A 24,821-nucleotide genomic window follows, 5' to 3' on the forward strand; every position below is an offset into this window, starting at 1 on the left:
ACGGATCACGCGAGCCCGAGCAGCGCCGGGGCTGCGAGAGCGGCGAGCACGCCACCGATGAGCGGACCGACGACCGGAACCCACGAGTAGGACCAGTCGCTGGAACCCTTGCCCTTGATCGGGAGGATGGCGTGGGCGATGCGCGGGCCGAGGTCACGGGCCGGGTTGATCGCGTAGCCGGTCGGACCACCGAGCGAGGCGCCGATGCCGACGACGAGCAGGGCGACGGGCAGTGCGCTGAGCGGGCCGAGGCCGCCGGGCGTACCGATCTCGATGTCGCCGTAGTCGGCGAAGGCGAAGATCACGAAGACCAGCACGAACGTGCCGACGACCTCGGTGACTAGGTTCCAGCCGTACGAGCGGATGGCAGGTCCGGTCGAGAAGACTCCGAGCTTGTTCGCCGGGTCCTCCTCGAGGTCGAAGTGCTGCTTGTAGGCAGCCCAGCACACGACCGCACCGAGGATCGCACCGAGCAGCTCAGCGCCGGCGGCGACGAGGAACATCGTGAACGAGATCTTGCCGGCGACCAGGAGGCCGATGCCGACAGCGGGGTTGAGGATCGCGCCGGAGTATGCCGAGACGAGCACACCGGCGAAGACCGCGAGGCCCCATCCCCAGTTGATCATCAGGAACCCGCCGCCGAACCCCTTGTTCTTCGCCAGCACGACGTTGGCGACGACGCCGCAGCCGAGCAGGACGAGCATTGCAGTGCCCACCAGCTCCGAGAGGAAGTAGAGACCGAGATTGACTTCAGTCATGTCTTCATTGACCTTTCTTGCGTGTCATGGCCCCTCTGCCATGGCACTTGTTAGTGAACGTCGCAAGGAGGGCGACGGTCGGATCTCTCGTCAGCCGCGGGTGCGGGAAGAGAGCGTGAGTCCATGCCGCTCATTGAGCAGCGTACGGGTCTGGTCCACCTCTGCGTCGTGGCGGGTGCGATCCCAGCCGAGCAGTTGTGCGAGCGCATCGGCCAGTTCGTCGAGCACGGCGATATCGGCGTGCCCGGTGAAGGCGATGCTGGTGCGGCGGAGGATGACGTCCTCGAGCCGGGCGACGAGTTCGTTCTCGACCATCCATGCCAGTTCGCGCGTGGACAGGTCGCCTCCCGCGAGGGGAGCATCGTCGCCCTGCTCGATGAACGCCCACACATCTGCCGCGCGCGTCCCGTAGCGGGTGAGGAGCTTCTCGGCCCGGTCTCCGGCCCCGGGCAGGTTCTCCTGGATCCAGATGCGCCGCGCCTTGGTCGTGCGCGGGAAGTCACGGCCGCCACCGATCGGAACACCAGCGGTGGATACGGTGCGCGTGCGTCCCAGCAGGCCGAGCACCACATCGGAGAGGGATTCGCCGAGAGCCCGGAAGGTCGTCCATTTGCCGCCGACGAGGCTGACCAGGGGAGCGGCGCCTTTGTCGTCGACCTCGATGCGGTAGTCCCTGGACACGAAGCCGGGGGCGGTGTCCTCGTGGCGGGGGAGCGGGCGGATACCCGAGAAGCGGTACACGATCTGATCACGCGACACGTCGATCTGCGGGAAGACGTGGTGGATCAGGGCGAAGAAGTAGTCGACCTCCTCCTCCGTGCACACCGGGACTTCGCGGGGATCGGCGTCGATGTCGGTCGTGCCGACGAGAACCTTGCCCTTGAGCGGGTAGATGAGCACGATGCGTCCGTCGGAGTGCTCGAAGAAGATCTCCCGGCCCCGGGTGGCGTCGAGGAGCTCGGGGTGATCGAGCACGATGTGCGATCCCTTGGTGCCACCCATGAAGCGGGTGTCGGCGCCGAGGGCGTCGTTCGTGAGATCGGTCCAGGGACCGGACGCGTTCACCACGACGTCTGCCACCACGGTGAACTCGGTGCCGCTCTCGCGATCACGCAGCACGACCTTGTCTCCGTCGCGGCCGATCGCCTCGACGTAGTTGAGCGCATGTGCGCCGGCGTGCGCTGCACGCCCGTCCTGCAGGACGTCGAGCGCGAGACGCTCCGGGTCGTGCATCGAGGCGTCGTAGTAGGTGGCGGTGTACTTGATCTGCGGGTCGAGCGAAGGCAGCTCGGCCAGTGAGCGCTTCCGGCCGAGGAAGCGATGGCGGGGAACCATGCCGCCGTCACGCGAGAACGTGTCGTAGATCATCAGCCCGACCTTGATGAGGAACGCCCCGCGCTCCTGCGGCTTTCCGCTCTTGTGAGTGAGGAACCGCAGCGGAGCCGAGAGGATGCCGGAGAAGGTCGAGTAGATCGGGATCGTCGTCTCGAGGGGCTTCACATAATGCGGAGCGATCTTCAGGAGGCCGTTGCGCTCCTGGACGGATTCGCGCACCAGGCGGAACTCGCCGTTCTCCAGGTAGCGGATGCCGCCGTGGATCATGTGGCTCGATGCCGAGGAAGCACCCGACGCGAAGTCGCCACGTTCGACCAGGACGACATCGACGCCCTGAAGGGCCAGATCGCGGAAAGTGGAGATTCCGTTGATGCCTGCGCCGATCACCAGGACGGACGTGCGTCCCGATTCGCGGACCGCGCGGACTTCGGCGCGTTCCGCTGATGAGTGTGTCGAATCGATCATCCTCGACCCCTTCTTCCTTGCTTGCGACCAGCATCGACCCGCACGACCACGGCGCGCAACCCCAGTGCACATATGTGCAAGGATCGACGGTGAGGAGGTCTTCATGGCGCATCCGGACGCGCAACCGCAGGAGGCGAAGCTGATCGCCGCGCTCACCGCCGCGCAGCTCTACTACATGCAGGACAAGACCATGGAGGTGATCGCACGGGAGCTGCGAACCTCCCGCTCATCGGTGTCGCGCCTGCTGAGTTTCGCCCGGGAGAGCGGCCTCGTGGACATCCGCATCAACTCGCCGCTGGAGAGGCTCGGCATGCTCGAGCAGCGCATCCGCGACCGTTACCGCGTCGCGGCGCACGTCGTCCCGATGCCGGAGATCGTGAGCGAGATGGAGCGGCTGGAGCGCGTCGCACTCACAGCCGGACGGCTGCTCTCGCAGTTCGTCGACTCCAACATGATCATCGGGATCGCGTGGGGGTCGACCATCAGCGCTGTCAGTCGCGGGCTCACGCAGAAGGAGACGCACAACACGACATTCGTGCAGCTCAACGGCGCCGGGAACACGCAGACCAGCGGCGTGGAGTACTCGAGCGACATCCTGCAGCGTTTCGGAAGCGCCTTCGGTGCGCAGGTTCAGCAGTTCCCGGTGCCGGCCTTCTTCGACGATCCCTCGACGCGCGAAGCGATGTGGCGCGAGCGCAGCACGCTGCGGGTGCTGGATCTCCAATCCAAGATGGACATCGCGGTGTTCAGTCTTGGCTCGCCCTCGGCAGAGGTGCCGAGCCGCGTCTACGTCGGCGGTTACCTCGGACGCGAGGACTACCGCTCCCTTCGAGAGGATCGGGCGATCGGCGATGTGGCGACGGTGTTCTTCCGCGCGGACGGCACGTGGAAGGACATCCGAGTCAACGCCCGTGCCACCGGGCCAGGGCTCGATCGCCTCCGCCGCGTGCCTCGCCGGGTGTGCGTCGTCTCGGGGGTGCCCAAGCTGGTCAGCCTTCGTGCGGCGATCGCCGCGGAACTCGTCACCGACGTCGTACTCGATGAAGGCCTGGCCCGTCAGCTGCTGGAGGGCTGAGTCCGGATCAGAGGCGGCTCCTCGGCGACGGATGACTCCGGGCCGGAGCGGAACTCGCGGATGAGATGCTGCACGACGGCACCGAGGTCGCCGTCCGCGGCATCCGCCGCTGCGAGCTGCCGGGCGTAGCTCGCACCGCTGTCGAGGATCGAAGCGATGCCGCCGAACTCGCGGCTGCATTCGAGGTCGCGCGCGATCGGCGCGAGTTCGGAGAGAGTCAGGGCGAGGTGCTCACGCACCGGCAGCTGGTTGCCGGCAGCGTCCACGATCACTCGAGCCTCCAGGCCGTATCTCGCCGCCCGCCACTTGTTCTCGCGGTGGAACCACGGCGCGAGCTCGGGGAGCAGGAGACCTTGATCGAGCTGGCGTGAGAAGTGCTCGACCAGCACCTGCACCAGCGCGGCCACGGAAGCGAGTTCGGGGAGCGTGGACATCCCGTCGCAGGCGCGCACCTCGATCGTCCCCCAGCGGGGAGCCGGGCGGATGTCCCAGCGCACCTCGGAGGCGTCGGCCATGACGCCGGTGCGCACCATGTCGTCGAGATACGACTCGAACTGCGACCAGTCGCGCATCGACCAGGGCAGGCCGGCGGTCGGCAGCTGCTGGAACACGAGAGCCCGGTTGGAGGCGTACCCGGTGCGCTCTCCGGCCCAGAACGGACTGGATGCGGCCAGCGCCTGGAGGTGCGGAAGGTACGCGGTGAGGGCGTTGATGATCGGAAGCACCTTGGCCTGCGACTCGACGCCGATGTGCACGTGGATGCCCCAGATCATCATGTTGCGCCCCCACCACTGCGTGCGTTCGATGAGGGTGTGATAACGGGACTTGTCGGAGACCCGCTGGTCGTACCACTGGGCGAAGGGGTGGCTGCCGGCTGACAGCAGCTCGATTCCGGCAGGCTCCGTCGCGGCGCGGACGGCCGCGATCGCCTGTGCGATGTCGTCGACGGCGTGGGCGACGGATCGGCCCACGCCGCTGGTGACCTCGATCGTGTTCGTGAGCAGTTCGCCGGTCACGGTGTGCCGCTCGTCTGCGCTCTCCGCCTCGAGCGCCGCGAGCAGTTCCGGTGCCCGGCCGACGAGGTCGCCGGTCGCCGGATCCGCGAGCATGATCTCCCACTCCAGGCCGACGGTGGACCTGGCAGACGGGGCGAACTCGAGCTTCACGAGCACATTCTGACACGCGCGTGACGAGGCACCGCAAAGCCCGTGTCGTCGCGTTTCGCGCCTGGCGTGCGCATCTGGCAGAATAGAAGGTCGGACGACGTGCTCGACCCTCTATCCAGTTCGCGTCCACCTATTAGAGCTTCCGCCGGGTGTGCACCCCACTCTCCAGGCGATCGGTTCATTTTCCTTCCACACAATTCAGGAGAATCGTGGCTGTCAAGATTCGTCTCAAGCGCATGGGCAAGATCCGTGCGCCGTACTACCGCATCGTCGTCGCCGACTCGCGCACCAAGCGCGACGGTCGCGTGATCGAAGAGATCGGCAAGTACCACCCCACCGAGGAGCCCTCGTTCATCGAGGTCGACTCCGAGCGGGCGCAGTACTGGCTCTCCGTCGGCGCCCAGCCGACCGAGCAGGTCGCCGCGATCCTCAAGATCACGGGCGACTGGGGCAAGTTCAAGGGCGACGCTGACGCGAAGTCCACGCTGCGGGTCGCAGAGCCCAAGGCCCCCTTCGAGATCGACGCGAAGAAGAAGTCCGTCGTGAAGCCGAAGGCGGAGAAGAAGGAGACTCCCGCTGAGGAGGCTCCCGCCGCTGCCAAGGCCGACGCGGAGGCCGCTGAGGCTCCCGCAGCCGACGCAGAGTAATCGTCGTGCTCGCCGCCGCGCTCGAACACATCGTCAAGGGGATCGTCGATCACCCGGAGGATGTCCAGATCCACGCTTCCACGTCGCCGCGAGGCGACCTCCTCGAGGTGCGCGTGCACCCCGATGACCGTGGACGCGTGATCGGGCGCGGCGGCCGCACAGCAAAGGCATTGCGTACGCTCATCACCGCTCTGGCGGACGGGCGTCGCGTCCGCGTCGACGTCGCGGACGACTGACGTGGTGCCGAACGAGCGAAACCAGGGCAAGAACCAGCTTCGAGTCGGCCGCCTCGTCAAGGCGCACGGCCTCAAAGGCGGTCTCAAGCTCGAGCTGTACACGGACAATCCCGAGCGACGTTTCGTCGTCGGGGCCGAGTTCACGTTGCAGGTGCCAGAGGCATCTCCGTGGCATGGCAAGACCATCACGGTACGCGAGTACCGGGTGATGAACGGCAGTCCTGTCGTGTTCTTCGACGACGTCGACGACCGCAGCAGCGCGGAGAGCCTCGTCCGCGCCATCCTCTGGATCGATCAGGACAACGACGAGGTCGAGGACAACGCCTGGTTCGACCACCAGCTGGTCGGCCTGGACGTGGTTCGTGACGAGACCGTGGTCGGACGCGTGGCGCGCGTCGAGCACTTCCCCGCTCAGGACCTCCTCATCGTGCGGTCCGGCGAGCGGGAGATCATGGTTCCGTTCGTCGCGGCCATCGTGCCGACGGTCGACGTCGCCGCCGGCCGCGTGATCGTCACGCCTCCTCCCGGACTCTTCGAAGAACTGGCCGATTCTGCGGACGACGACCAGCCCGACGCCGCGGACTCCGAATCCGTCGAGTGACCGCTGATACGGTGCCTCCGTGCGCATAGACGTTCTCTCCATCTTCCCGTCGTACTTCGACGGACTGACGCTTTCGCTTCTCGGTAAGGCGCGGGATGCCGGCATCTTCGACCTGCACGTGCGGGATCTGCGCGACTGGACCAGCGACCGGCACCGCACCGTCGACGACACCCCGTACGGCGGCGGCGCCGGCATGGTGATGAAGCCGGAGCCGTGGGGGCTCGCGCTCGACGAGGTCGCTCGCGAGACCGAGGCGCCGACGATCATCTTCCCCTCGCCGGCGGGTGAGGTCTTCACGCAGAAGACCGCGCGCGATCTGGCCACACGGGAGCACCTCGTGTTCGGCTGCGGTCGGTACGAGGGCATCGACGAGCGGGTGTTCGAGTTCGCCGGCTCGCTCGGCGAGGTCCGTCTCGTCAGTCTCGGCGACTACGTCCTCAACGGGGGAGAGGTCGCGACCATGGCGATGATCGAGGCGATCGGCCGGCTCATCCCCGGAGTCGTCGGCAACCCGGAGAGCCTCGTCGAGGAATCCCACGAGGACGGTCTGCTCGAGTACCCGTCCTACACGAAGCCGTCCGTCTGGCGTGATCGTGCCGTCCCCGATGTCCTGCTCAGCGGCAATCACGGAGCCATCGCCGCCTGGCGGCGGGAGCAGCAGATCGAGCGGACGCGACGGCGCCGGCCCGATCTCCTCGCCGACGGACCGCCACGGGCCTGAGCGCCGTCGCCTTCGCCTGATCGACGCTCAGAGCATTCGCTCCGTGCGGCGGTCGATCTCGATGACGACCCCCGGGGGATGCCGCAACGCCAGAGCATGCGCAGGATCGAGGCCCCGCAGCTCCGCGCGCAGCATCCGCCCGATCATCTCGTGCGACACGAGCAGTGGCGGACTGTCCGACGCCCACCCGCACGCGCTCAGCGCCGCTCGCGCGCGACCGCGCGCCTGCGCATAGCTTTCACCGCCGGGAAACGCCCAGCCGTAGCGGTTGGCCGCACGGTCCTCCCGGGCGCCAGGGAACGCCGTGTCGATCTCGTCCCAGGTCATTCCGGCCATCTCGCCATGGTGGACCTCGGCGAGCTCCGGGACCTCGATGAGGTCGGCGCCGATCCCTTCTGCGACGATGACGGCGGTGCGCAGTGCCGGTCCGAGCGGGCTGGAGCAGACGGTGCGGATGTCCAATCCGGACAACCGATCCACCAGCGCTCTGGCCTGTGCGATGCCATCGGCCGTGAGAGGAGAATCGAGTTGCCCTTGGAGACGGTGCTCCCGATTCCAGACCGTCTGACCGTGGCGGGCGAGGTACACGCGCTCCGGCACATGACGGTCTTGCGGGATCATGCACCCAGGATGGCATAGCCGCGCGCCCGTCCTCGCGTGTCGCCCACACACGCCGCTGGTAGCGTCGATCACATGGTCGATGAGTACCGGCGCGCATGAGGATCTGGTCGCTGCACCCCGAGTACCTCGACCGGCAGGGACTCGTCGCGTGCTGGCGCGAGACCCTCCTCGCGCAGGCGGTGCTCGCAGGTCGTACGCGCGGCTACACCAGCCATCCTCAGCTGGAGCGGTTCCGGGACGCTCCGGAACCGCTGAGCGCGGTCGGCGCTTATCTGAACGGCATCGCCGCCGAAGCGGACGCCAGAGGCTACCGATTCGACAGGACGAGGATCGACCACGGGGAGGCCGAGGGCGTCGGCTCGCTGACCGTCACCACGGGGCAGATCTCGCTGGAATGGGCGCACTTGAGCGCCAAACTGCTCGTCCGCGATCCCGAGCGTCTCGCGCGGTGGCCGCACGTGACGCTCCCGAAGCCGCATCCGCTCTTCCGCGTCGTGGACGGACCGATCGCGAGCTGGGAGCGCGCTCGGGCAGTCGGCTGAGCGCGCTGGTCAGTCGACGCCGAGGAACGATCGGTCGGTGAGGATGATCGGTCCGTCTTCGGTGACGGCGACGGTGTGCTCGGAATGCGACCCGCGGGAGCCGTCCACGCTGCGCAGCGTCCAGCCGTCCGGGTCGGTGACGAGCTCGTCGGTGGTCGCGAGGAGCCACGGCTCCAGCGCGAACACCAGACCCGCACGCAGCGGGAAGCCCCGGCCGGGACGGCCGTCATTGGGAATGTGGGGGTCGCCGTGCATGATGCGGCCGACGCCGTGCCCGCCGAAGTCGGTGTTGATCGAGTAGCCCTCGCCGTGGGCGACAGCGGCGATGGAGGCCGAGATGTCGCCGATCCGGTTGCCGATGACGGCGGCCGCGATGGCCGCATCCAGTGCGCGTTCCGTGGTCTCGATGAGCCGCAGGTCCTCGTCGCGGGGCGTGCCGACGACGAACGACACCGCCGAGTCCGCGACCCAGCCGTCGACCGACACCGCGAAGTCGAGGGAGACGAGGTCGCCGTCGCGAATCGTGTAATCGTGGGGGAGGCCGTGCAGCACCGCATCGTTGACCGAGGTGCAGATGACCTTGCCGAAGGGACTCGCGCCGAATGACGGGTGGTAGTCGATGTAGCAGGACTCCGCTCCTGCCTTGCGGATCATGTCATGCGCGCGTCGGTCGATCGAGAGGAGGTTCGTGCCCACCTTCGTCTCGTCGCGCAGCGTCGCCAGCGTCTCGGCGACGAAGCGCCCGGCGGCGCGCATCTCGTCGATCTCGGCAGGGGTGCGCAGTTCGATCATCGGGTTTCCTCTCGTCCTCTCCATTCTCGCCGATCAGCTCGTGCTCGTTGACCGGAAGCTCTCAGCGAAATCCGGTTCCCAGGCCGTTTCGGCGGCGTAGCATCGCGGTATGTGGTTGCGACAGGCATTCTTCCGCTGGCTCCTTCCGGCGGCGTTCCTGCTGCCGCTGTGGCTGCTGATCGGATGGGGAGTGACCGGCGCGGGTGGCTGGGCGTTCCTGCTGCTGCTCATCGCCATGCCCTCCGTGTTCGTCGGGCAGCTCCTGCTGACGCTGCTGGTGCGATCCAGGCCTTCGGTGCGAGCCGAGCGAGCGGTTTCGTGGTGGGACGTCGCAGGCTTCACGGTGTGGCACGGCCTGACCATCGCCGTCGGCTTCTTCCCGCAGGCATGGTTCGGCCTCCTCGTGACAGGAGCCATCGCGGTCGGGCTCGCCATGTTCTGGCTGATGCTGTGGCAGCTGTGGAGCGAGGCGAAGGGGAGTGGCACCGGCATCCGCTACTTCACCACCGCGACCGTCGACGCCCCTGCCGAGGCTCCACCGCAGCATGCCGCAGACAGCGCGGTCTTCATCATCCAGGAGAAGCCCGCAGCCGACCGCTGACCGATGGTTTGGCCGAGTGCGGCATCCATGGCAGAATAGGTCCTTGTGCCGTGACCGGCTCTGCCTCAGGGGAGTCCGCGGACGCATCTGCGCCGTGCGGCACACACCATTCTCATTCCTTCCAGCATCATGCATCCGACCTGTGGCGAGTGCAGAGAGAGACGATCATGCAGATCCTCGACGCCGTAGACGCGGCTTCCCTTCGTTCCGACATCCCTGAGTTCCACCCCGGTGACAACGTCAAGGTGCACGTGAACATCACCGAGGGCAACCGCTCCCGTATCCAGGTCTTCCAGGGCGTCGTCATCGGCCGCCAGGGCGACGGCGTGCGCGAGACCTTCACGGTCCGCAAGATCAGCTTCCAGGTGGGCGTCGAGCGCACCTTCCCGGTGCACAGCCCGGTGATCGACCACATCGAGGTCGTCACCCGCGGTGACGTGCGTCGCGCGAAGCTGTACTACCTCCGCAACCTCCGCGGCAAGAAGGCGAAGATCAAGGAGAAGCGCGACAACCACTGACGCGCAGACTCTTCGAAGCACCCCGGGACACGACGTCCCGGGGTGCTTTGTTGTCCCCGACGTATGCGACCCTTGTATGTGCCGTCTTCGAGCGGTGCTCCACCGGTGAAGGATCCTGATGACGACTGACTCCGCCCGCGCGACCGCAACCAGACGGCGTCGAGGGTTTCTCGTCTTCCTGCGTGACGTCGTGGTCATCATCGTCATCGCGGCGCTCGTCTCGTTCGTCGTCAAGACTTTCGTGGTCCGCTCGTTCTACATCCCCTCCGCGTCGATGGAGCGCACGCTCATGATCAACGACCGGATTCTCGTCGACGAGCTCACCCCGCGCTGGGCGGACTATCAGCGCGGCGATGTCGTCGTGTTCAAAGACCCGGGCGGCTGGCTGGCCGCACAGCCCCAGACGCCGGCCCGTCCGCCGCTCGTCGAAGCCGTCGACTGGGTGCTGACCTTCGTCGGGCTCTCCACCTCCGACGCGCAGGACCACCTCGTCAAACGCGTGATCGGGCTGCCCGGCGACCACGTCGTCTGCTGCAACGCGCTCGGCCAGGTCACCGTCAACGGCGCGCCGATCGACGAACTCGACTACCTGAATCTGCCCCAGGGGGACACGGCGGCCTCGAATGAGGCTTTCGACGTCACCGTGCCCGATGACTCGCTCTGGCTGCTCGGCGACAACCGCGATCGATCGCGTGACTCCCGAGCGCACCAGGAGCTGCCCAGCGGAGGATTCGTCCCCTTGCCGAACGTCGTGGGCAAGGCGTTCTTCACGACCTGGCCGCTGGATCGCCTGGGCACGATCGACGCTCATCACGACAGTTTCAACGGCGTACCGGACTCGGAATGACCGTCGGCGCGCCGAAACTCACGCTGGAGCGCTCGCTGCTCTCGGAATGCGAACTGATCATCTCGCTGGATGAGGTCGGCCGCGGTGCGCTGGCGGGACCGGTTGCGGTCGGTGCCGCCGTGATGGATGCTGCGGGGGCGCGTCGTCGGGTGCCTGAAGGTCTCCGGGACTCGAAGCTCGTGACCGAGAAGCGCAGGCCGGATGTGGCGCTGCGCGCAGCGGCGTGGGTTCAGGCGTCGAGCGTGGGCTGGGCGAGCGCAGCGGAGGTCGACGAGGTCGGCATCATGCGCGCGCTGGGACTCGCCGCATCTCGGGCGGTGCAGAACGTCGTCGACCAGGGAGCCGCGTTGCACAACGCGCTGATCCTCCTCGACGGCAACCACGACTACCTGTCCGCTGTGCACCCGGAACCCCTCAAGGTGCGCCCGGTGATCAAGGCCGACCGGGACTGCGCATCGGTGTCTGCGGCCTCGGTGATCGCGAAGGTCGCCAGGGACGCCTACATGACGGACCTGCACGAGACGTACCCGATGTACCAGTGGGATCGGAACAAGGGCTACGCGAGTGCGGAGCACCGAGACGCGATCCGTTCGCTCGGGCTGTCGCGGTATCACCGCGCTTCGTGGGCGATCACCGACGCCCCCACGCTGTTCTGATGCGCGGGTCGGGGTCTCGAGGCGACGGCGGAGCGGCCAGCCTCGTAGGATGGAGTCATCATGGATGAGGAAGCCTTCGACGACTACGACCGCGAGCTCGAGCTGGCGCTGTTCCGGGAGTACCGGGACGTCGTATCGCAGTTCCAGTACGTCGTCGAGACCGAGCGCCGGTTCTACCTGGCCAACGAGGTGAATGTCGTTCGTCGCGACACCGAGCACGACTTCTACTTCGAGATCTCCATGACCGACGTCTGGGTGTGGGACATCTACCGTGCCGACCGGTTCGTCAAGGCGGTCCGGGTGCTCACGTTCAAGGACGTCAACGTCGAGGAGCTCCAGCGCCGCGAGTTCGAGCTGCCGCAGGAACTCTCCCTCGACGGAGAGTGACACGCGGAACGCTCACACTCGTTCTGCACGGGAGTCCTTGTTCGCGGCCTTTCCCCAATCACCGTGAGCCAGCCGTGATACGGGGCTGCTGAGTCGGCTCCGCAGGCGATGCTGTCGACATGGCAGCGAAGGATGAACTCGGCAGAGCCGGTGAAGAACGGGCCGCACGGCACCTGACCGGACTCGGGTACACCGTGCTGGACCGCAATTGGCGGTGCGCGCAGGGTGAGCTCGACATCGTGGCGGAGTGCGGCATCCACCTCGCCGTGGTTGAAGTGAAGACCCGGCGTTCAGCCTCATTCGGGCATCCGTTCGAGGCGATCGATGAGCGCAAGCGGCGACGACTGTGGCAACTGGCGTACGCGTGGGTGGCGGCGCATCCCGATCTCGCACGGGCCCGTGCAGTGCGGCTGGAAGCGATCGGCATCATCGGCGCCGACCCGTCGTACGGTCAACTCGAGCATCTCGTGGACCTGTCGTGAAGACGGCGCGCACCTGGGCGGTCGCACTGACCGGTGTCGACGGCCACCTCGTCGAAGTGGAGGCCGATCTCTCCAATCAGACGCCGGAATTCAAGATCATCGGGCTGCCGGACAAGTCGCTCGGCGAAGCCGTGCAGAGGGTGCACAACGCCTGCAAGAACGCCGGCCTCGATCTGCCACGCCGCCGCCTGACCGTGAACCTGTCCCCGGCGAGTCTGCCCAAGCACGGTTCGGGTTTCGATCTGGGGATCGCCCTGTCGACGCTCGCAGCCGGTGGATCGGTGGACCGGCGTTCCATAGGCCGGACCGTGCACATCGGAGAACTGGGTTTGGACGGTCGTATCCGGCCGGTCCCGGGCGTGCTGCCCGCGGTGTTCGCGGCCGCCCGCGCGGGGTTCGACCGGGTGATCGTGCCGCACGCGAACGAAGCCGAGGCGCGGTTGGTGCCCGACATCGACGTCCGTGCCGCGGCCTCGCTCGCCCAGGTTGCGGTGTGGCACGGCGCCGATGTCGAGGTGCCCGAGGTCGAGCCGGTCGGTACTGCGTCTCGTCCGGTCGCCGAGGACGAGATGCTCGATCTCGCCGACGTCGTCGGTCAGGAGGATGCCGTCGACGCACTGATCGTCGCGGCTGCGGGCGGACACCACATGCTCCTGAGCGGACCACCCGGCGCGGGCAAGACGATGCTGGCACGGCGTCTCCCGGGCATCCTCCCGCAGCTCACCGAGGAGGAGGGGCTGGAGGTCGCCTCCATCCGCTCCCTCACGGGCGAAGTGGTCACCGCGCTCGACCTGCTCGCGCCGCTGGAGGCACCGCACCACAGCGCCTCTGTCGCTGCGCTGGTCGGCGGTGGATCCAGAGTGGTCCGCCCCGGCGCGATCGTGCGGGCGCACCGCGGCATTCTCTTCCTGGATGAGGCTGCCGAGTTCTCCCGTGTCGCGCTCGACGCTCTCCGCCAGCCCCTCGAATCCGGCACGATCGAGGTGAGCAGAGCAGGTTTCACGGCGTCGTTTCCCGCGCGGTTCCAGCTGATCCTCGCGATGAATCCCTGTCCGTGCGGCAACTACGGGATCAGAGGTGCGGAGTGCATCTGCCCGCCGATGGCGATCAGACGGTATGCCTCGCGGCTCTCCGGTCCACTTCGGGATCGGGTCGACATCGAGCTGCAGGTGGCCCGGGTCGCGGCCTCCCGTGCGACTTCGGGCGTCAGGGCGGAGGTCAGCAGCGCCGACGCGCGGGCACAGGTGCTCACCGCCCGCGCTCTGGCCGCATCGCGCTGGGCGGGAACACCGTGGCGGCGCAACGCCGAGGTCCCGGGCACCTGGCTCCGGCAGGGGGATTTGCGCCTGGACCGCGACGCGCGGGCTCCGTTGGATCGCGCACTCGAACGCGGAGCGCTGACCCTGCGCGGATATGACCGCGTCCTGCGACTTGCCTGGACGATGGCCGATCTCGGAGGGATCGACCGCCCAGGACGCGATGAGATCGGACGCGCTCTGTTCCTGAAGAGAGGACTGACACCATGATCGACGACCTGCTCGGCGACGCCGAGACGATGGCGGCTCTGCGCGCGCTGCGGCCCGACGGAGATGGCGCGGAGGAGATCGCTCGCGTGGCGTGGTCGATTCTGGCCGAGCCCGGTGACGGGGTGGCTGGAGCGCTCATCGCGGAGCTCGGTGCGGCGGCAGCGCTCCGCTTCGCGCTCGACGACTCGCCTGGCACCGGACCGGCCGTGCCGACCGAGCGTGAGAACCGTGCGCTCACAGAGGCGCGTGCACGTTGGCGTCCGCGGGCGGACACGCGAGCGGTGGGCGAGGCGCTCCGCGGGGCCGCGCACGTCGGCGCGGCTGTGCTGGTGCCCGGTGATGCGGAGTGGCCCACGGCACTGGATGAGCTCCGAGACCACACGCCGTCGGTGCTCTGGGTCAGAGGCGACTCGAGCCTTCTGACCGCCCAGCCCAGAGTCTCGATCGTCGGCGCCCGCGCGTCGACCGGGTACGGAGATCATCTCGCCGCGGAACTGGCGGGGGATCTGGCCGCCGACGGGGCGGTCATCGTGTCTGGCGGCGCATACGGGATCGACGGAGCGGCGCACCGTGCCGCGCTCGGTGTCGGCGGGGCGACCGTGGCGTTCCTCGCCGGTGGCGTCGACCGGGCATACCCGAGCGGCCACCTGCAACTCCTCGGAAGCATCGCGCACTCAGGGGCCGTCGTGAGCGAGCTCCCATGCGGCGCCGCTCCGACGAAGTGGCGCTTCCTGGCGCGGAATCGGCTGATCGCTGCGCTCGGCGAGGCGACCGTCGTCGTGGAGGCGGGGTGGCGCAGCGGATCGCTGAACACGGCTGGGCATGCGGCGTCGCTCGGTCGTCCACTGGGCGCCGTTCCGGGGCCTGTGACCTCGGCGGCATCAGCGGGCTGCCATCGGTTGCTGCGCGAGTACGACGCCCGGTGCGTCACGTCGGCCGCCGAGATCCGCGAGCTGTGGGGAGCGGATGCGGAGTCGCCGATGATCCCCATTCGAGCCGACCCCGATCAGATCCGTCTCGGGGATGCGCTGAGCACCCGCTCGGGCCGGTCGCCACAGGACCTCGCCGCCCGGTCGGGGCTGACGCCGACGCGCGTGGTCGCACTGCTCGGTCTGCTCGCGCTCGAGGGCGCCGTCGTCCGGGACGAGAGAGGGTGGCGCGCAGCGACCGCGCGCGAGCGGACCTGACGAGGTCGCCCGACCTGCCACGTCCTCGCGACGAGGTGTGCGGCACCCGGGGCTGTGGCGTGGGAGGCGGCTCGGTGACCGGCCGTTGCGGCGGGGCACGCGACGGATGGGGCAGGTCTTCGGCATCCTGGACGGATGGAGTTATCCGCCGCGATCGATGCGTTCGCCGACCACCTGACTCAGGTGCGTCGGTTGTCGCCGGCGACGGTTCGCGCGTATCGGTCCGACCTTCGCGATCTGACGGCCTCGGCCGGAGAGAGCGTACTCGGCGACGTCGACCTCGAGATGCTCCGCGAATGGCTGTGGAAGGCGACGCAGCGCGGCGATGCCCGCTCGACCCTGGCTCGGCGCGCGGCCGCCGCGCGCTCGTTCTTCGCCTGGGCGAAGGACGAGGAACTCGTCATGCATGACCCGAGTCTGCGCCTGATCGCGCCGAAACGCGGTCGCACGCTCCCGGTGATCGCCTCGCAGGATGCGATGACCGGTCTGCTCGACGGCCACAGACAGGCGGCCAGTGGGGGAGAGCCGATCGCGTTACGGGATCACGCGATCCTCGAACTGCTCTACGGATCCGGCATCCGCGTCTCCGAGCTGTGCGGCCTCGACATCGATGACCTCGACCTCGACCGTGGCACCGCACGGGTGCTCGGCAAAGGGGCGAAGGAACGGGTGGTGCCGTTCGGGGCACCCGCGCGTGACGCGGTCGGGGCCTATCTCAGCCGCGGTCGTCCGGCGCTGAGCGCCCGCAGCGGCACCTCCACGCCGGCGCTCGTCCTGGGGGGGCGCGGCGGGCGTATCGGGCCGCGCACGGTGTACACCCTGGTCGCGCGGGTGCTGGGACCGATCATCGGGGCCGAGACGATCGGCCCGCACGCCCTGAGACACACAGCGGCCACCCACCTGCTCGACGGCGGCGCCGACCTGCGCGCTGTGCAGGAGATCCTCGGCCACGCCAGCCTCGGCACGACCCAGATCTACACTCACGTGTCGGCAGAGCGCCTCGTGGCCACCTACCGCCTCGCCCACCCGCGCGCCTGAGAGCGTCAGCACGTGGACCGGCCCCACGTATCGCCTCAGCCCTACCCCTCGAGAGGAGCGCAGCAGGGCAGCAGCACCGCGCGCGGGACTTCGCCGAACAGCAGCATCGGATTGATGTACTCGCCGTCGAGCCGGACCCCGAGGTGCAGGCTGCCCGAAGGCGCATGGCCGCCGGCGTCGACCACGCCGATCACGTCCCCCTCCGCGACGGCGTCGCCCGGGGAGAGCGTCGACAAGAGAGGCTCGAAGGTCGTGACCAATCCTCCGCCGTGGTCGATCGTGAGAAGCGGGCGATCGACGACCGTGCCGCGGAATGCGACGACCCCGTCGGCCGGCGAGCGGACAGCGGCGCCACGCGACGCCGCGATGTCCACCCCGCGGTGACCGGCGCCGTACTCGTGCGCCGGAGCCCGGTAGGGCGCCACGATCAGCCGCGGCCCCTCGAGCGGCCAACTCCAGCTGGGGAGGTCATCCTGCCGGGGCGCAGCGTCTGCCCCGGCCGCGGGAACGGTCAGGAGAACCAGAGAGAGGACGAGGCCGAACACCATCTGCCGGCCGACTCGAGCACGCATGCGGTCCATTGTGTGGGGGAGTTGCCTTCGTTCGGATCGCGGAAGACCGGAACGGGGGAGAGCTCCGCTTCCGCGCTCGCTGTGCAGAGGGTGTGGGCGCGCCGCATCCTGTATGCTGGAGGAGCACCTCGATCATCGGGGTGACTACGCGTGCCCAGAGCGACTTCGGTCGTGGCATCCACTCCCACAGGTCCCACTCCATGAGCGGGCGGGTGTGCGCCGGGTACCAGGAAGTCCGATCAGCAGATCGGCAGACAACCTCAACGGCGCTGAACGCGCCAGAACCAGGAGACGACCATGGCTGTGGTCACCATCCGCCAGCTGCTCGACAGCGGCGTGCACTTCGGACACCAGACCCGTCGGTGGAACCCGAAGGTGAAGCGCTTCATCCTCACCGAGCGCAGCGGCATCCACATCATCGACCTTCAGCAGTCGCTCGGCTACATCGACAGCGCCTACGACTTCGTCAAGGAGACCGTCGCACACGGCGGCACGATCCTCTTCGTCGGCACGAAGAAGCAGGCTCAGGAGATCCTCGCCGAGCAGGCGACCCGTGTCGGCCAGCCCTTCGTGAACCAGCGCTGGCTCGGTGGCCTCCTCACCAACTTCCAGACGATCTCCAAGCGTCTCGCACGCATGAAGGAGCTCGAGGAGCTCGACTACGAGGTGCCGGCCAACAGCGGCTTCACCAAGAAGGAGCTCCTGCTCAAGAAGCGCGAGCTCGACAAGCTGCACAAGTCGCTCGGCGGAATCCGCAACCTGACCAAGACGCCTTCGGCGATCTGGGTCGTCGACGCCAAGCGTGAGCACCTCGCCATCGACGAGGCCAAGAAGCTCGGCATCCCGGTGATCGGCATCCTCGACACCAACGCGGACCCGGACGACTTCCAGTACCCGATCCCCGGCAACGACGACGCGATCCGCTCCGTCTCGCTGCTGACCCGCATCATCGCCGACGCCGCGGCCGAGGGCCTGCAGCAGAAGCACAACCCGGAGACCGGCGACGCTGAGCCGCTGGCCGACTGGGAGCGCGAGCTTCTCGAGACCCCGGCCGACGAGGCCGCTGTCGCCGAGGCTCCGGTCGAGGAGACCCCCGCCGATGCTGAGGCACTGGTCGAGGCTCCCGCCGAGGCCGCAGCCGAGGCTCCCGCCGAGGAGACCGCTGAGGTCGCCGACGCCGTGGCCGCAGACGCCAAGTAATCCCGCCAGAACTCGCACACACATCACGAAGCAAGGAGCCACCACACATGGCCAACTTCAACATCGCTGACCTCAAGGCGCTGCGTGAGCAGCTCGGCACGGGCATGGTCGACACCAAGAAGGCGCTCGAGGAGGCTGACGGAGACGTCGCGAAGGCCACCGAGATCCTGCGCCTGAAGGGTGCGAAGGGCAACGCGAAGCGTGCTGACCGTTCCACGAGCGAGGGCCTCGTCGTCGCTCGCGAGCAGGGCGGCGTCGTCACGCTGATCGAGCTCGCCTGCGAGACCGACTTCGTCGCGAAGAACGACCGCTTCATCACGCTGGCCGACAAGGTCGCCGACGCTGTGGCCGCCGTCAAGGCGGACTCGGTCGAGGCCGCACTCGCTGCGACCGCGGGTGCTCAGACCGTCGAGCAGCTGATCTCGGAAGAGGCGGCGATCCTCGGCGAGAAGGTCGAACTGCGTCGCGTGCGCACGATCGAAGGCGACAACGTCGAGGTCTACCTGCACCGCACGAGCAAGGACCTGCCGCCGCAGATCGGCGTCGTCGTCGCCTACTCGGGTGACGACGCGGAGACTGCGCGCAGCATCGCCCAGCACATCTCGTTCGCGAACCCGTCGTACCTCTCCCGTGAGGACGTCCCGGTCGCCGACGTCGAGAAGGAGCGTGAGATCGTCACCGAGATCTCCCGCAACGAGGGCAAGCCGGAAGCGGCTCTGCCCAAGATCGTCGAAGGCCGTGTCTCCGCGTTCATCAAGCAGGTCGCCCTGCTCGAACAGGATTACGCGAAGGACAACAAGCTCTCGGTCGCCCAGGTGGCGAAGGACGCCGGTATCACCGTGACGGACTTCGCGCGCTTCAAGGTCGGCGCGTAGCACGAGAGAAGGGGTTCGGATCAGCATGATCCGAACCCCTTCTTCATGCCCTGAGGGCACTATCTTGAATGTGACGAGAGGACAACATCCATGACCGAACGCACCGGACGCCGCCGCGTCCTTCTCAAGCTCTCCGGGGAGGCCTTCGGAGCAGGTCAGCTGGGGGTCAACCCCGATGTGGTCAGCCAGATCGCCCGTGACATCGCCGCGGCCGTCGACCGCGTCGAGATCGCGATCGTCGTCGGCGGAGGCAACTTCTTCCGCGGCGCGGAGCTGAGCCAGCGCGGCATGGATCGCGGTCGCGCGGACTACATGGGCATGCTCGGCACGGTGATGAACGCGCTCGCGCTGCAGGACTTCCTCGAGCAGGCGGGCGCGGCGACCCGCGTGCAGTCCGCGATCGCCATGACTCAGGTCGCCGAGCCGTACATCCCGCTGCGCGCGGAGCGGCACATGGAGAAGGGCCGCGTCGTCATCTTCGGCGCCGGCGCCGGACTCCCGTACTTCTCCACCGACACCGTCGCAGCCCAGCGTGCCCTCGAGATCGGTGCGCAGGAGGTGCTGGTCGCCAAGAACGGCGTCGACGCGATCTACACCGCCGACCCGAACAAGCACGCCGACGCCGAGCGCATCGAGCGCGTCACATATCGGGACGCCCTGCAGCGCGGTCTCAAGGTCGTCGACTCGACCGCGTTCAGCCTCTGCATGGACAACAACATGGACATGCGGGTGTTCGGCATGGAACCCGCCGGCAACGTCACCCGTGCGCTCCTCGGCGAGCCCATCGGCACGCTGGTCACCGCCTGAGCATGTGAGCGGGTGGAGGAGACTTCGCCCGATAGAATTTCCAGAACACCCCGACGATAGGAGCCACCGTGATCGCGGATGTCCTCGCTGAAACCACCTCCCGCATGTCACGCGCAGTCGAGGCTGCCAAGGAGGACTTCACCACGGTTCGCACCGGCCGCGCGAACCCGCAGCTCTTCCAGAAGGTGCTGGTCGACTACTACGGAACCCCGACTCCGCTGGCCCAGCTCGCGTCTCTGGCGAACCAGGAAGCCCGTACCCTCATCATCACGCCATACGACAAGTCGGCGCTGAAGGCCATCGAGCAGGCCGTCCGGGACATGCCGAACCTCGGCGCCAACCCGACGAATGACGGCAACCTCGTCCGTGTCACCATGCCCGAGCTCACCGCTGAGCGCCGCAAGGAATACGTCAAGCTCGTGAAGACCAAGGCCGAGGACGCGAAGGTGCACGTGCGCGGCATCCGACGCAAGGCCAAGGACGAGCTGGACGCACTGAAGAGCGAACTCGGTGAAGACGAGATCTCCCGCGGCGAGAAGGAACTGGATGCTCTCACGCGCCAGCACGTCGACCTCATCGACGACGCTCTCAAGCGCAAAGAGGCCGAACTCCTCGAGGTGTAGTCGGCATGTCTGACGAATCGGGCGAAGCAGCGGACAGCGGGGCGGTGAGGCGCCCGCGGTCCGCGGATGCCCGCAACCCGGGCGCGCCGCTCGACCCGACGGATCACTACGCGATCCGCGAGCAGTGGCGTGCAGCGCGAGACGAGTTCGGCACGCACGTGTCGCAGGCTCGCGATCATCTCGACCAGGCCAACGAGCGCATCAAGCAGCGCACCGGCCGTGATCTGATCGTCGCGATCCTGATCGGCCTCGCCTTCGGTGTCGTGCTGCTCGCGTCGCTGCTGTTCTTCAAGGTGCTGTTCGTTCCGTTCGCCCTCGCTGCCGCCCTGCTGGGCGTCTACGAGCTCTCCCGGGCTCTGCGCTCCTCCGGACGTCGGATCGATGTCGTCCCGCAGTTGATCGCGGCGGCATTCCTGGTGCTCTCCGCCTACTTCGCGGCTCCCTGGTTGTGCTGGGTCATGCTCTTCGTGTCGGTCGCCTTCGTGATCGTCTGGCGATTGGTGGCCCAGATGGTCGCCAAGGACGGCCGCACCTACGGTGATGTGCTCGCGGATGCCGTCATCGGCGGCTTCGTGCAGATCTATGTTCCGTTCCTCGCCGGCATGGCCCTCATCCTGCTCGAGCAGGAGGGCGGTCAGTGGTGGGTGCTCAGTTTCATCGCGATCGCGGTCGCGGCCGACACCGGCGCGTATGCGGCCGGCGTCGCGTTCGGGCGTCACCCCATGGCACCGCGGATCAGCCCGAAGAAGACCTGGGAAGGATTCGCCGGCGCCGCGCTGGCGTCGGTCACTGCCGGTGTGCTGCTCGCCTTGTTCCTCCTCGATCTGCCGTGGTGGGCCGGAGTCGTGTTCGGCGTCGCGATTCTGCTGTCTGCGACGCTCGGCGACCTGGGCGAGTCCATGCTGAAGCGCGACCTCGGGATCAAGGACATGAGTTCCTGGCTCCCCGGGCACGGCGGGCTCCTGGACAGGCTGGACAGCATTCTGCCGTCGACGATCCCCGCGCTGTGCCTCTACTTCCTTCTCTCTCCCTGGGTGGTGCTGTGATGAACTCCGACTCCGTACTGGATCTGGAAGATGCGGACGAGCAGTCTCCACCGGCCTTCTCGCTGACGCATGGGCGCACGCTCGGATATCATCGGGTCGCCGTGGACCGCTTCCTCGCCGCCGCACGCGCCGCCTTCGAGGACGACAGCGACGATCTCGGTGCACCTGAGGTCCGGATCGCCTCGTTCCCACTGGTGAAGGGCGGCTACGTCGTCGCGGAGGTGGACGCCGCTCTCGCACGTGTGGAGGATGCCTTCGCCGCACGCGCGCGCCAGCGCGTGGTGCGCAGTCAGGGCGCCGGCGCGTGGGTCGAGCGGGCGCGTGAGGATGCGCAGGTCATCCTCGATCACCTGGCCCGACCGGAGCGTCAGCGCTTCGCCCGCACGGGACGACTCACCTTCGGCTACCGGATCGATGAGGTGGACCATGTCGCCACCCGGATCGTGCGCTACCTGCGTGACGGCGAGACGCTCTCGGCTGAGCAACTGCGTTCCGCTGCTTTCCGGATGCAGCGCGGCGGCTACCGGGAAGAGCAGGTCGACGCCCTCCTCGACGCGTCGATCGACGTCATTCTGGCCGTTCGCTGAGCGTTCTCATGGCCGTCTCAGCCTCATTTGCGTAGACTGATTCTCATCGTGAACTCACGCAACGACATGATCCTTCCCGACCGCGCGCCGTCCGCGGCCGCTTCGGCGACCTCGATGCCTCGGCGAAGCGGAGCGCGCCGGTGGTCCCGGCGGCGGGGTGTCGCGGGTTTCTTCGCTGCCCTGGCTGTCGTCGGTTTCGCCGCCGCCATGGTCGCGCCGACCGGTGTCGCACTCGCGGATCCGGCGGCTCCTGACGAGAACGAGACGGTGTACTCGCTTGCGCTCGAAGACACGCAGAACCTCACAGTCACGGTGGAAGGCGCGACGATCGCGCCGGTCCAGCGTGGTTCCTTCTCGGTCTACGTGACTCCCAAGCCGACTCCGACTCCCACGCCTGAACCGGCCGCCGACGAGTCCACCGGCGGTGGCGGACCGCTCTTCTACACGGGCGGCGGGGCGCCGGCGGAATGGATGACGGCCGCGGGCATCGCTGCGAGCGACCAGGGCTACGTCGACTACATCGTGTCCAAGGAGAGCGGCTGGAACCCGAACGCGGTGAACACCTCCTCCGGTGCCAGCGGCCTGGTGCAGGCGCTGCCCTGCAGCAAGGTTCCCGGCAACTGTTTCGACCCGGTCGACAACCTGCGGTGGGCGAACGGGTACGCCACAGGTCGTTACGGCAGCTGGGCCGGCGCGTACGACTTCTGGACCCGCAACCACTGGTGGTGAGCCGGCGACATGCCCCGCTCCCGTCGACCGCGTTCAGCGCGCCCTGAGACCGAGGATTCCTTCGACCGCCTGTTGGCCGGCTGGAAGCGCACGGAAGTGCGTCGTGGCACCGAGTGGACGGTCCAGCCGATCTCTGCGGTCCAGGCGCAGAAGGAGTACGTCTGCCCCGGCTGCGGACAGGGCATCGTCGCCGGGACCGCGCATCTCGTCACCTGGCGCGCCGATGGCGTCCTCGGGGATGCCGCCGATCTCGCTGCCAGGCGACACTGGCACACACACTGCTGGAGGATGGCGTGAGCATGGAGATCCGGGGGCCGCTCGAGCTGCCTGCTCGTCGCGAGGACATCGAGCTGGAGACGGCAGACGACCTGACACTGGTCGGCGAACTCGCGCTGCCTGCGGAGCACGCGCCTGTCGCGACACTCGTGACGCTGCATCCGCTTCCCACGGCCGGCGGATTCATGGACTCGCACATCCTCCGCAAGGCGGCAGCGCGACTTCCCGCGCTGGCGGACCTCGCCGTGCTGCGTTTCAACACCCGCGGCACCACATCGCCTCGCGGCACCAGCGACGGCGCCTTCGACGGCGGCGCGGCCGAGCAGTTCGACGTGGCCGCCGCGGTGGACTTCGCCCGCGAACGCGGGCTCCCGCGACCGTGGTTGCTGGGCTGGTCGTTCGGAACCGAACTCGCGCTGAAGTACGGCCGTTCGCACGACGTCGCGGGGATCATCCTGCTGTCGCCGCCGCTTCACCGCGCCACGGCGGACGAGGTGGCGGCGTGGGCGAACACGACGACGCCGGTGATCGTTCTGGTCCCGGAGTTCGATGACTACCTGAGCCCAGACGAGGCCCGTCGTCGATTCGCCTCGATTCCGCAGGCGACGCTGATCGCGGTCGAGGGCGGCAAGCATCTGTGGGTGGGGGAGAGTCAGACCAGACGCGTTCTCACCGAGATCGTGGCCGCGGTCAACCCGGCGGCCCTTCCGCTGCCGACCCAGTGGCCTCCGGTGGCCGACTGATCACGCGCTTCTGCGCGTTCAGAGCTCGTTCATCCGCGGGATGATCACCTGCCGGTAGATGATCAGGATGCTGGCCGCCACCGGGATCGCGATCAGCGCGCCGAGGAGTCCGAGAAGACTACCTCCGGCAAGCGCCGCGACGACCACGACGGCGCCAGGTACCGCGACCGCCCTGCTCATGATGCGCGGGGCGATGAAGTATGCCTCGATCTGCATGTAGACGAGGTAATAGATCGCAGCGGCGATGGCGGTCGCGGGCGAGCCGAGGCCGGGGATCAGGCAGATCAGCACGATGATCGTGGATCCGGTCAGCGTGCCGACCAACGGGATCAGCGAGAAGAAGAACGCGATGACCGCCAGAACGGCGGGGAACGGGGCGTCGATGATCGAGAGGAAGATCGCGCTCAGGATGCCGTTGATGACGCCCTGGCTGACCTGTCCCATGACGTAGTACCCGACCGAGTCGGTGATCTGGTCGGCGATGTCGATGAACCGCTCTCGCTTCGACGCCGGGGCGAGCTGGTACACAGCGCGCTTGAGGGAGGGAGTGGAAGCCGTCAGATAGATCGTGAGGATCAGCACGATGAAAGCGCCGAAGAGGCCGGTGACGATCGCCGTGCCGACGACGATGACGCTCTCGGTGATCGTGCCCCAGTTGTCCAGCAGCCAGTCGGTGGCATTCGTGAACAGATCGTCGATGAAAGACGGCTGCAAACCGGGGAAGACGCCGATGATCCAGTCCTTGACGTCCTCGAGCGCAGTGCTCTGGAGGAAGACCGTGATCCTCCCCACGAGCTGCGTGATCTGGTCGATGAGGAGGGGCAGCACCATCAGCACGATGCCCGCGAAGACACCGAGCACCGCGAGGATCGTGATCAGCACTGCGAGCCACCGGGGGAGCCTGCGCCGCTCGAGGAATGCCACGACGGGGTCGAGACCGAGACTGAGGAAGAGCGCGGTGCCGACATAGAGCAGCACGGTGGAGAGCGATTGGACGCTTCCGATGAGCATGATGCCCAGTCCCACACCGAGCGTCGCCACCAGGGCGGTGCGGAAAGGGTTGTGGATCTTCATCTGCGCTCCTCGGAATCTCGGATGCAGTCAGGCTATCCACCGCCGGGCTCGGCGCCCGCACGACGTGCCGCGCGGACGGCGAGTGCCC

31 protein-coding genes are annotated in these 24,821 nt (G+C 67.8%); 24 read left to right on the forward strand and 7 right to left on the reverse strand.

Features of this window, described 5'->3' with window-relative positions:
• Window positions 1–5: 5 nt before the first annotated feature.
• Together CUR96_RS04060 and CUR96_RS04065 are read right to left on the reverse strand one after the other, a co-directional pair.
• Window positions 6–758, reverse strand: a complete 753-nt coding sequence (locus CUR96_RS04060) for an MIP/aquaporin family protein (protein ID WP_102191998.1) — start codon at window positions 756–758, stop codon at window positions 6–8.
• Between the two features lie 90 nt (window positions 759–848).
• Window positions 849–2,558: a glycerol-3-phosphate dehydrogenase/oxidase gene (locus CUR96_RS04065; protein ID WP_102191999.1), complete on the reverse strand. Its 1,710-nt coding sequence runs from the start codon at window positions 2,556–2,558 to the stop codon at window positions 849–851.
• Window positions 2,559–2,661: 103 nt separating this feature from the next.
• Here CUR96_RS04065 and CUR96_RS04070 point away from each other — a divergent pair, with 103 nt between their 5' ends.
• Window positions 2,662–3,633, forward strand: a complete 972-nt coding sequence (locus CUR96_RS04070; RefSeq protein WP_102192000.1) for a sugar-binding transcriptional regulator — start codon at window positions 2,662–2,664, stop codon at window positions 3,631–3,633.
• Here CUR96_RS04070 and CUR96_RS04075 read toward each other — a convergent pair.
• A complete protein-coding gene (locus tag CUR96_RS04075) occupies window positions 3,615–4,799 on the reverse strand; it encodes a glutamate--cysteine ligase (protein ID WP_102192001.1) in 1,185 nt (394 codons plus the stop codon). The genes CUR96_RS04070 and CUR96_RS04075 overlap by 19 nt on opposite strands.
• A 209-nt stretch (window positions 4,800–5,008) precedes the next feature.
• Here CUR96_RS04075 and rpsP point away from each other — a divergent pair, with 209 nt between their 5' ends.
• From rpsP to trmD, 4 genes are read left to right on the forward strand one after another with little or no spacing between them, the layout of a single operon-like run.
• Window positions 5,009–5,446 carry a 30S ribosomal protein S16 gene (gene rpsP, locus CUR96_RS04080; RefSeq protein ID WP_102192002.1) on the forward strand — a complete coding sequence of 146 codons (438 nt, stop codon included), beginning with the start codon at window positions 5,009–5,011 and terminating at the stop codon, window positions 5,444–5,446.
• Window positions 5,447–5,451: 5 nt separating this feature from the next.
• Complete coding sequence (locus tag CUR96_RS04085) at window positions 5,452–5,682, forward strand: RNA-binding protein (protein WP_102192003.1); 231 nt, start codon at window positions 5,452–5,454, stop codon at window positions 5,680–5,682.
• A gap of 1 nt (window position 5,683) precedes the next feature.
• Window positions 5,684–6,283 carry a ribosome maturation factor RimM gene (gene rimM, locus CUR96_RS04090; protein ID WP_102192004.1) on the forward strand — a complete coding sequence of 200 codons (600 nt, stop codon included), beginning with the start codon at window positions 5,684–5,686 and terminating at the stop codon, window positions 6,281–6,283.
• Window positions 6,284–6,302: 19 nt separating this feature from the next.
• Window positions 6,303–7,004, forward strand: a complete 702-nt coding sequence (gene trmD / locus CUR96_RS04095; RefSeq protein WP_102192005.1) for a tRNA (guanosine(37)-N1)-methyltransferase TrmD — start codon at window positions 6,303–6,305, stop codon at window positions 7,002–7,004.
• Window positions 7,005–7,031: 27 nt separating this feature from the next.
• On the opposite strand, the gene CUR96_RS04100 is transcribed toward trmD, so the two are convergent.
• Window positions 7,032–7,625: a histidine phosphatase family protein gene (locus CUR96_RS04100; protein WP_245861076.1), complete on the reverse strand. Its 594-nt coding sequence runs from the start codon at window positions 7,623–7,625 to the stop codon at window positions 7,032–7,034.
• Window positions 7,626–7,720: 95 nt separating this feature from the next.
• Between CUR96_RS04100 and CUR96_RS04105 the strand changes: the two genes are divergently transcribed.
• Window positions 7,721–8,167 carry a pyrimidine dimer DNA glycosylase/endonuclease V gene (locus CUR96_RS04105; RefSeq protein ID WP_102192006.1) on the forward strand — a complete coding sequence of 149 codons (447 nt, stop codon included), beginning with the start codon at window positions 7,721–7,723 and terminating at the stop codon, window positions 8,165–8,167.
• A 9-nt stretch (window positions 8,168–8,176) separates the two neighbouring features.
• On the opposite strand, the gene map is transcribed toward CUR96_RS04105, so the two are convergent.
• The gene (map, locus tag CUR96_RS04110) at window positions 8,177–8,959 is read right to left on the reverse strand and encodes a type I methionyl aminopeptidase (RefSeq protein ID WP_102192007.1); all 783 of its coding nucleotides are present in this window, start codon (window positions 8,957–8,959) and stop codon (window positions 8,177–8,179) included.
• Between the two features lie 109 nt (window positions 8,960–9,068).
• Here map and CUR96_RS04115 point away from each other — a divergent pair, with 109 nt between their 5' ends.
• From CUR96_RS04115 to CUR96_RS04155, 9 genes are all read left to right on the forward strand, one after another.
• Window positions 9,069–9,560, forward strand: a complete 492-nt coding sequence (locus CUR96_RS04115; RefSeq protein WP_102192008.1) for an MFS transporter permease — start codon at window positions 9,069–9,071, stop codon at window positions 9,558–9,560.
• Between the two features lie 167 nt (window positions 9,561–9,727).
• Complete coding sequence (rplS, locus tag CUR96_RS04120) at window positions 9,728–10,078, forward strand: 50S ribosomal protein L19 (RefSeq protein ID WP_102192009.1); 351 nt, start codon at window positions 9,728–9,730, stop codon at window positions 10,076–10,078.
• A gap of 118 nt (window positions 10,079–10,196) precedes the next feature.
• Window positions 10,197–10,925 carry a signal peptidase I gene (gene lepB, locus CUR96_RS04125; RefSeq protein ID WP_102192010.1) on the forward strand — a complete coding sequence of 243 codons (729 nt, stop codon included), beginning with the start codon at window positions 10,197–10,199 and terminating at the stop codon, window positions 10,923–10,925.
• Window positions 10,922–11,581, forward strand: coding sequence for a ribonuclease HII (locus CUR96_RS04130; protein ID WP_102192011.1), 660 nt, complete (start codon window positions 10,922–10,924; stop codon window positions 11,579–11,581). The genes lepB and CUR96_RS04130 overlap by 4 nt, the downstream gene beginning before the upstream one ends.
• Window positions 11,582–11,641: 60 nt before the next feature.
• A complete protein-coding gene (locus tag CUR96_RS04135) occupies window positions 11,642–11,968 on the forward strand; it encodes a DUF2469 family protein (protein ID WP_017830719.1) in 327 nt (108 codons plus the stop codon).
• A 119-nt stretch (window positions 11,969–12,087) separates the two neighbouring features.
• A complete protein-coding gene (locus CUR96_RS04140) occupies window positions 12,088–12,450 on the forward strand; it encodes a YraN family protein (protein WP_102192012.1) in 363 nt (120 codons plus the stop codon).
• Window positions 12,447–13,976: a YifB family Mg chelatase-like AAA ATPase gene (locus CUR96_RS04145; RefSeq protein WP_102192013.1), complete on the forward strand. Its 1,530-nt coding sequence runs from the start codon at window positions 12,447–12,449 to the stop codon at window positions 13,974–13,976. Before CUR96_RS04140 ends, CUR96_RS04145 begins: the two co-directional genes overlap by 4 nt.
• Window positions 13,973–15,163, forward strand: a complete 1,191-nt coding sequence (gene dprA / locus CUR96_RS04150; protein WP_102192014.1) for a DNA-processing protein DprA — start codon at window positions 13,973–13,975, stop codon at window positions 15,161–15,163. Before CUR96_RS04145 ends, dprA begins: the two co-directional genes overlap by 4 nt.
• A 135-nt stretch (window positions 15,164–15,298) precedes the next feature.
• Window positions 15,299–16,201, forward strand: a complete 903-nt coding sequence (locus CUR96_RS04155; protein ID WP_102192015.1) for a tyrosine-type recombinase/integrase — start codon at window positions 15,299–15,301, stop codon at window positions 16,199–16,201.
• Between the two features lie 41 nt (window positions 16,202–16,242).
• Here CUR96_RS04155 and CUR96_RS04160 read toward each other — a convergent pair whose 3' ends face one another.
• The gene (locus CUR96_RS04160) at window positions 16,243–16,773 is read right to left on the reverse strand and encodes a murein hydrolase activator EnvC family protein (protein ID WP_245861077.1); all 531 of its coding nucleotides are present in this window, start codon (window positions 16,771–16,773) and stop codon (window positions 16,243–16,245) included.
• Window positions 16,774–17,070: 297 nt separating this feature from the next.
• Between CUR96_RS04160 and rpsB the strand changes: the two genes are divergently transcribed.
• From rpsB to CUR96_RS04205, 9 genes are all read left to right on the forward strand, one after another.
• Window positions 17,071–17,973 carry a 30S ribosomal protein S2 gene (rpsB, locus tag CUR96_RS04165; protein WP_102192016.1) on the forward strand — a complete coding sequence of 301 codons (903 nt, stop codon included), beginning with the start codon at window positions 17,071–17,073 and terminating at the stop codon, window positions 17,971–17,973.
• A gap of 47 nt (window positions 17,974–18,020) precedes the next feature.
• Window positions 18,021–18,848, forward strand: a complete 828-nt coding sequence (gene tsf, locus CUR96_RS04170; protein ID WP_102192017.1) for a translation elongation factor Ts — start codon at window positions 18,021–18,023, stop codon at window positions 18,846–18,848.
• Window positions 18,849–18,938: 90 nt separating this feature from the next.
• The gene (gene pyrH, locus CUR96_RS04175; RefSeq protein WP_102192018.1) at window positions 18,939–19,655 is read left to right on the forward strand and encodes a UMP kinase; all 717 of its coding nucleotides are present in this window, start codon (window positions 18,939–18,941) and stop codon (window positions 19,653–19,655) included.
• Between the two features lie 68 nt (window positions 19,656–19,723).
• Entirely contained in the window at window positions 19,724–20,278 is a 555-nt protein-coding gene (gene frr, locus CUR96_RS04180) for a ribosome recycling factor (RefSeq protein WP_102192019.1), read from the forward strand.
• Between the two features lie 5 nt (window positions 20,279–20,283).
• Complete coding sequence (locus CUR96_RS04185) at window positions 20,284–21,324, forward strand: phosphatidate cytidylyltransferase (RefSeq protein ID WP_102192020.1); 1,041 nt, start codon at window positions 20,284–20,286, stop codon at window positions 21,322–21,324.
• Window positions 21,324–21,911 (forward strand): DivIVA domain-containing protein, encoded by a 588-nt coding sequence (locus CUR96_RS04190; protein ID WP_102192021.1) that lies wholly within the window; start codon window positions 21,324–21,326, stop codon window positions 21,909–21,911. Before CUR96_RS04185 ends, CUR96_RS04190 begins: the two co-directional genes overlap by 1 nt.
• A 48-nt stretch (window positions 21,912–21,959) precedes the next feature.
• On the forward strand, window positions 21,960–22,640 hold the full coding sequence (locus CUR96_RS04195; protein WP_245861078.1) for a transglycosylase SLT domain-containing protein: 681 nt from the start codon (window positions 21,960–21,962) through the stop codon (window positions 22,638–22,640).
• 9 nt (window positions 22,641–22,649) lie between these two features.
• Window positions 22,650–22,937 carry a hypothetical protein gene (locus CUR96_RS04200; RefSeq protein ID WP_102192022.1) on the forward strand — a complete coding sequence of 96 codons (288 nt, stop codon included), beginning with the start codon at window positions 22,650–22,652 and terminating at the stop codon, window positions 22,935–22,937.
• A gap of 2 nt (window positions 22,938–22,939) precedes the next feature.
• Window positions 22,940–23,659, forward strand: a complete 720-nt coding sequence (locus CUR96_RS04205; RefSeq protein ID WP_102192023.1) for an alpha/beta hydrolase — start codon at window positions 22,940–22,942, stop codon at window positions 23,657–23,659.
• An 18-nt stretch (window positions 23,660–23,677) separates the two neighbouring features.
• Here the strand turns inward: CUR96_RS04205 and CUR96_RS04210 are convergent, their stop codons facing one another.
• Window positions 23,678–24,733, reverse strand: a complete 1,056-nt coding sequence (locus CUR96_RS04210; protein WP_102192024.1) for an AI-2E family transporter — start codon at window positions 24,731–24,733, stop codon at window positions 23,678–23,680.
• Window positions 24,734–24,821 lie beyond the last annotated feature (88 nt).

This window comes from Microbacterium aurantiacum (assembly GCF_002872075.1).
Lineage (GTDB): Bacteria > Actinomycetota > Actinomycetes > Actinomycetales > Microbacteriaceae > Microbacterium > Microbacterium aurantiacum_A.

What these genes read in the sequence shown, in the direction of transcription:
- CUR96_RS04060 (WP_102191998.1), bottom strand. Translation starts at nt 758, where the DNA reads ATGACTGAAGTCAATCTCGGTCTCTACTTCCTCTCGGAGCTGGTGGGC.
- CUR96_RS04065 (WP_102191999.1), bottom strand. Translation starts at nt 2,558, where the DNA reads ATGATCGATTCGACACACTCATCAGCGGAACGCGCCGAAGTCCGCGCG.
- CUR96_RS04070 (WP_102192000.1), top strand. Translation starts at nt 2,662, where the DNA reads ATGGCGCATCCGGACGCGCAACCGCAGGAGGCGAAGCTGATCGCCGCG.
- CUR96_RS04100 (WP_245861076.1), bottom strand. Translation starts at nt 7,625, where the DNA reads ATGATCCCGCAAGACCGTCATGTGCCGGAGCGCGTGTACCTCGCCCGC.
- CUR96_RS04105 (WP_102192006.1), top strand. Translation starts at nt 7,721, where the DNA reads ATGAGGATCTGGTCGCTGCACCCCGAGTACCTCGACCGGCAGGGACTC.
- map (WP_102192007.1), bottom strand. Translation starts at nt 8,959, where the DNA reads ATGATCGAACTGCGCACCCCTGCCGAGATCGACGAGATGCGCGCCGCC.
- CUR96_RS04115 (WP_102192008.1), top strand. Translation starts at nt 9,069, where the DNA reads ATGTGGTTGCGACAGGCATTCTTCCGCTGGCTCCTTCCGGCGGCGTTC.
- rplS (WP_102192009.1), top strand. Translation starts at nt 9,728, where the DNA reads ATGCAGATCCTCGACGCCGTAGACGCGGCTTCCCTTCGTTCCGACATC.
- lepB (WP_102192010.1), top strand. Translation starts at nt 10,197, where the DNA reads ATGACGACTGACTCCGCCCGCGCGACCGCAACCAGACGGCGTCGAGGG.
- CUR96_RS04130 (WP_102192011.1), top strand. Translation starts at nt 10,922, where the DNA reads ATGACCGTCGGCGCGCCGAAACTCACGCTGGAGCGCTCGCTGCTCTCG.
- CUR96_RS04135 (WP_017830719.1), top strand. Translation starts at nt 11,642, where the DNA reads ATGGATGAGGAAGCCTTCGACGACTACGACCGCGAGCTCGAGCTGGCG.
- CUR96_RS04140 (WP_102192012.1), top strand. Translation starts at nt 12,088, where the DNA reads ATGGCAGCGAAGGATGAACTCGGCAGAGCCGGTGAAGAACGGGCCGCA.
- dprA (WP_102192014.1), top strand. Translation starts at nt 13,973, where the DNA reads ATGATCGACGACCTGCTCGGCGACGCCGAGACGATGGCGGCTCTGCGC.
- CUR96_RS04155 (WP_102192015.1), top strand. Translation starts at nt 15,299, where the DNA reads ATGGAGTTATCCGCCGCGATCGATGCGTTCGCCGACCACCTGACTCAG.
- CUR96_RS04160 (WP_245861077.1), bottom strand. Translation starts at nt 16,773, where the DNA reads ATGCGTGCTCGAGTCGGCCGGCAGATGGTGTTCGGCCTCGTCCTCTCT.
- rpsB (WP_102192016.1), top strand. Translation starts at nt 17,071, where the DNA reads ATGGCTGTGGTCACCATCCGCCAGCTGCTCGACAGCGGCGTGCACTTC.
- tsf (WP_102192017.1), top strand. Translation starts at nt 18,021, where the DNA reads ATGGCCAACTTCAACATCGCTGACCTCAAGGCGCTGCGTGAGCAGCTC.
- pyrH (WP_102192018.1), top strand. Translation starts at nt 18,939, where the DNA reads ATGACCGAACGCACCGGACGCCGCCGCGTCCTTCTCAAGCTCTCCGGG.
- CUR96_RS04185 (WP_102192020.1), top strand. Translation starts at nt 20,284, where the DNA reads ATGTCTGACGAATCGGGCGAAGCAGCGGACAGCGGGGCGGTGAGGCGC.
- CUR96_RS04190 (WP_102192021.1), top strand. Translation starts at nt 21,324, where the DNA reads ATGAACTCCGACTCCGTACTGGATCTGGAAGATGCGGACGAGCAGTCT.
- CUR96_RS04200 (WP_102192022.1), top strand. Translation starts at nt 22,650, where the DNA reads ATGCCCCGCTCCCGTCGACCGCGTTCAGCGCGCCCTGAGACCGAGGAT.
- CUR96_RS04205 (WP_102192023.1), top strand. Translation starts at nt 22,940, where the DNA reads ATGGAGATCCGGGGGCCGCTCGAGCTGCCTGCTCGTCGCGAGGACATC.
- CUR96_RS04210 (WP_102192024.1), bottom strand. Translation starts at nt 24,733, where the DNA reads ATGAAGATCCACAACCCTTTCCGCACCGCCCTGGTGGCGACGCTCGGT.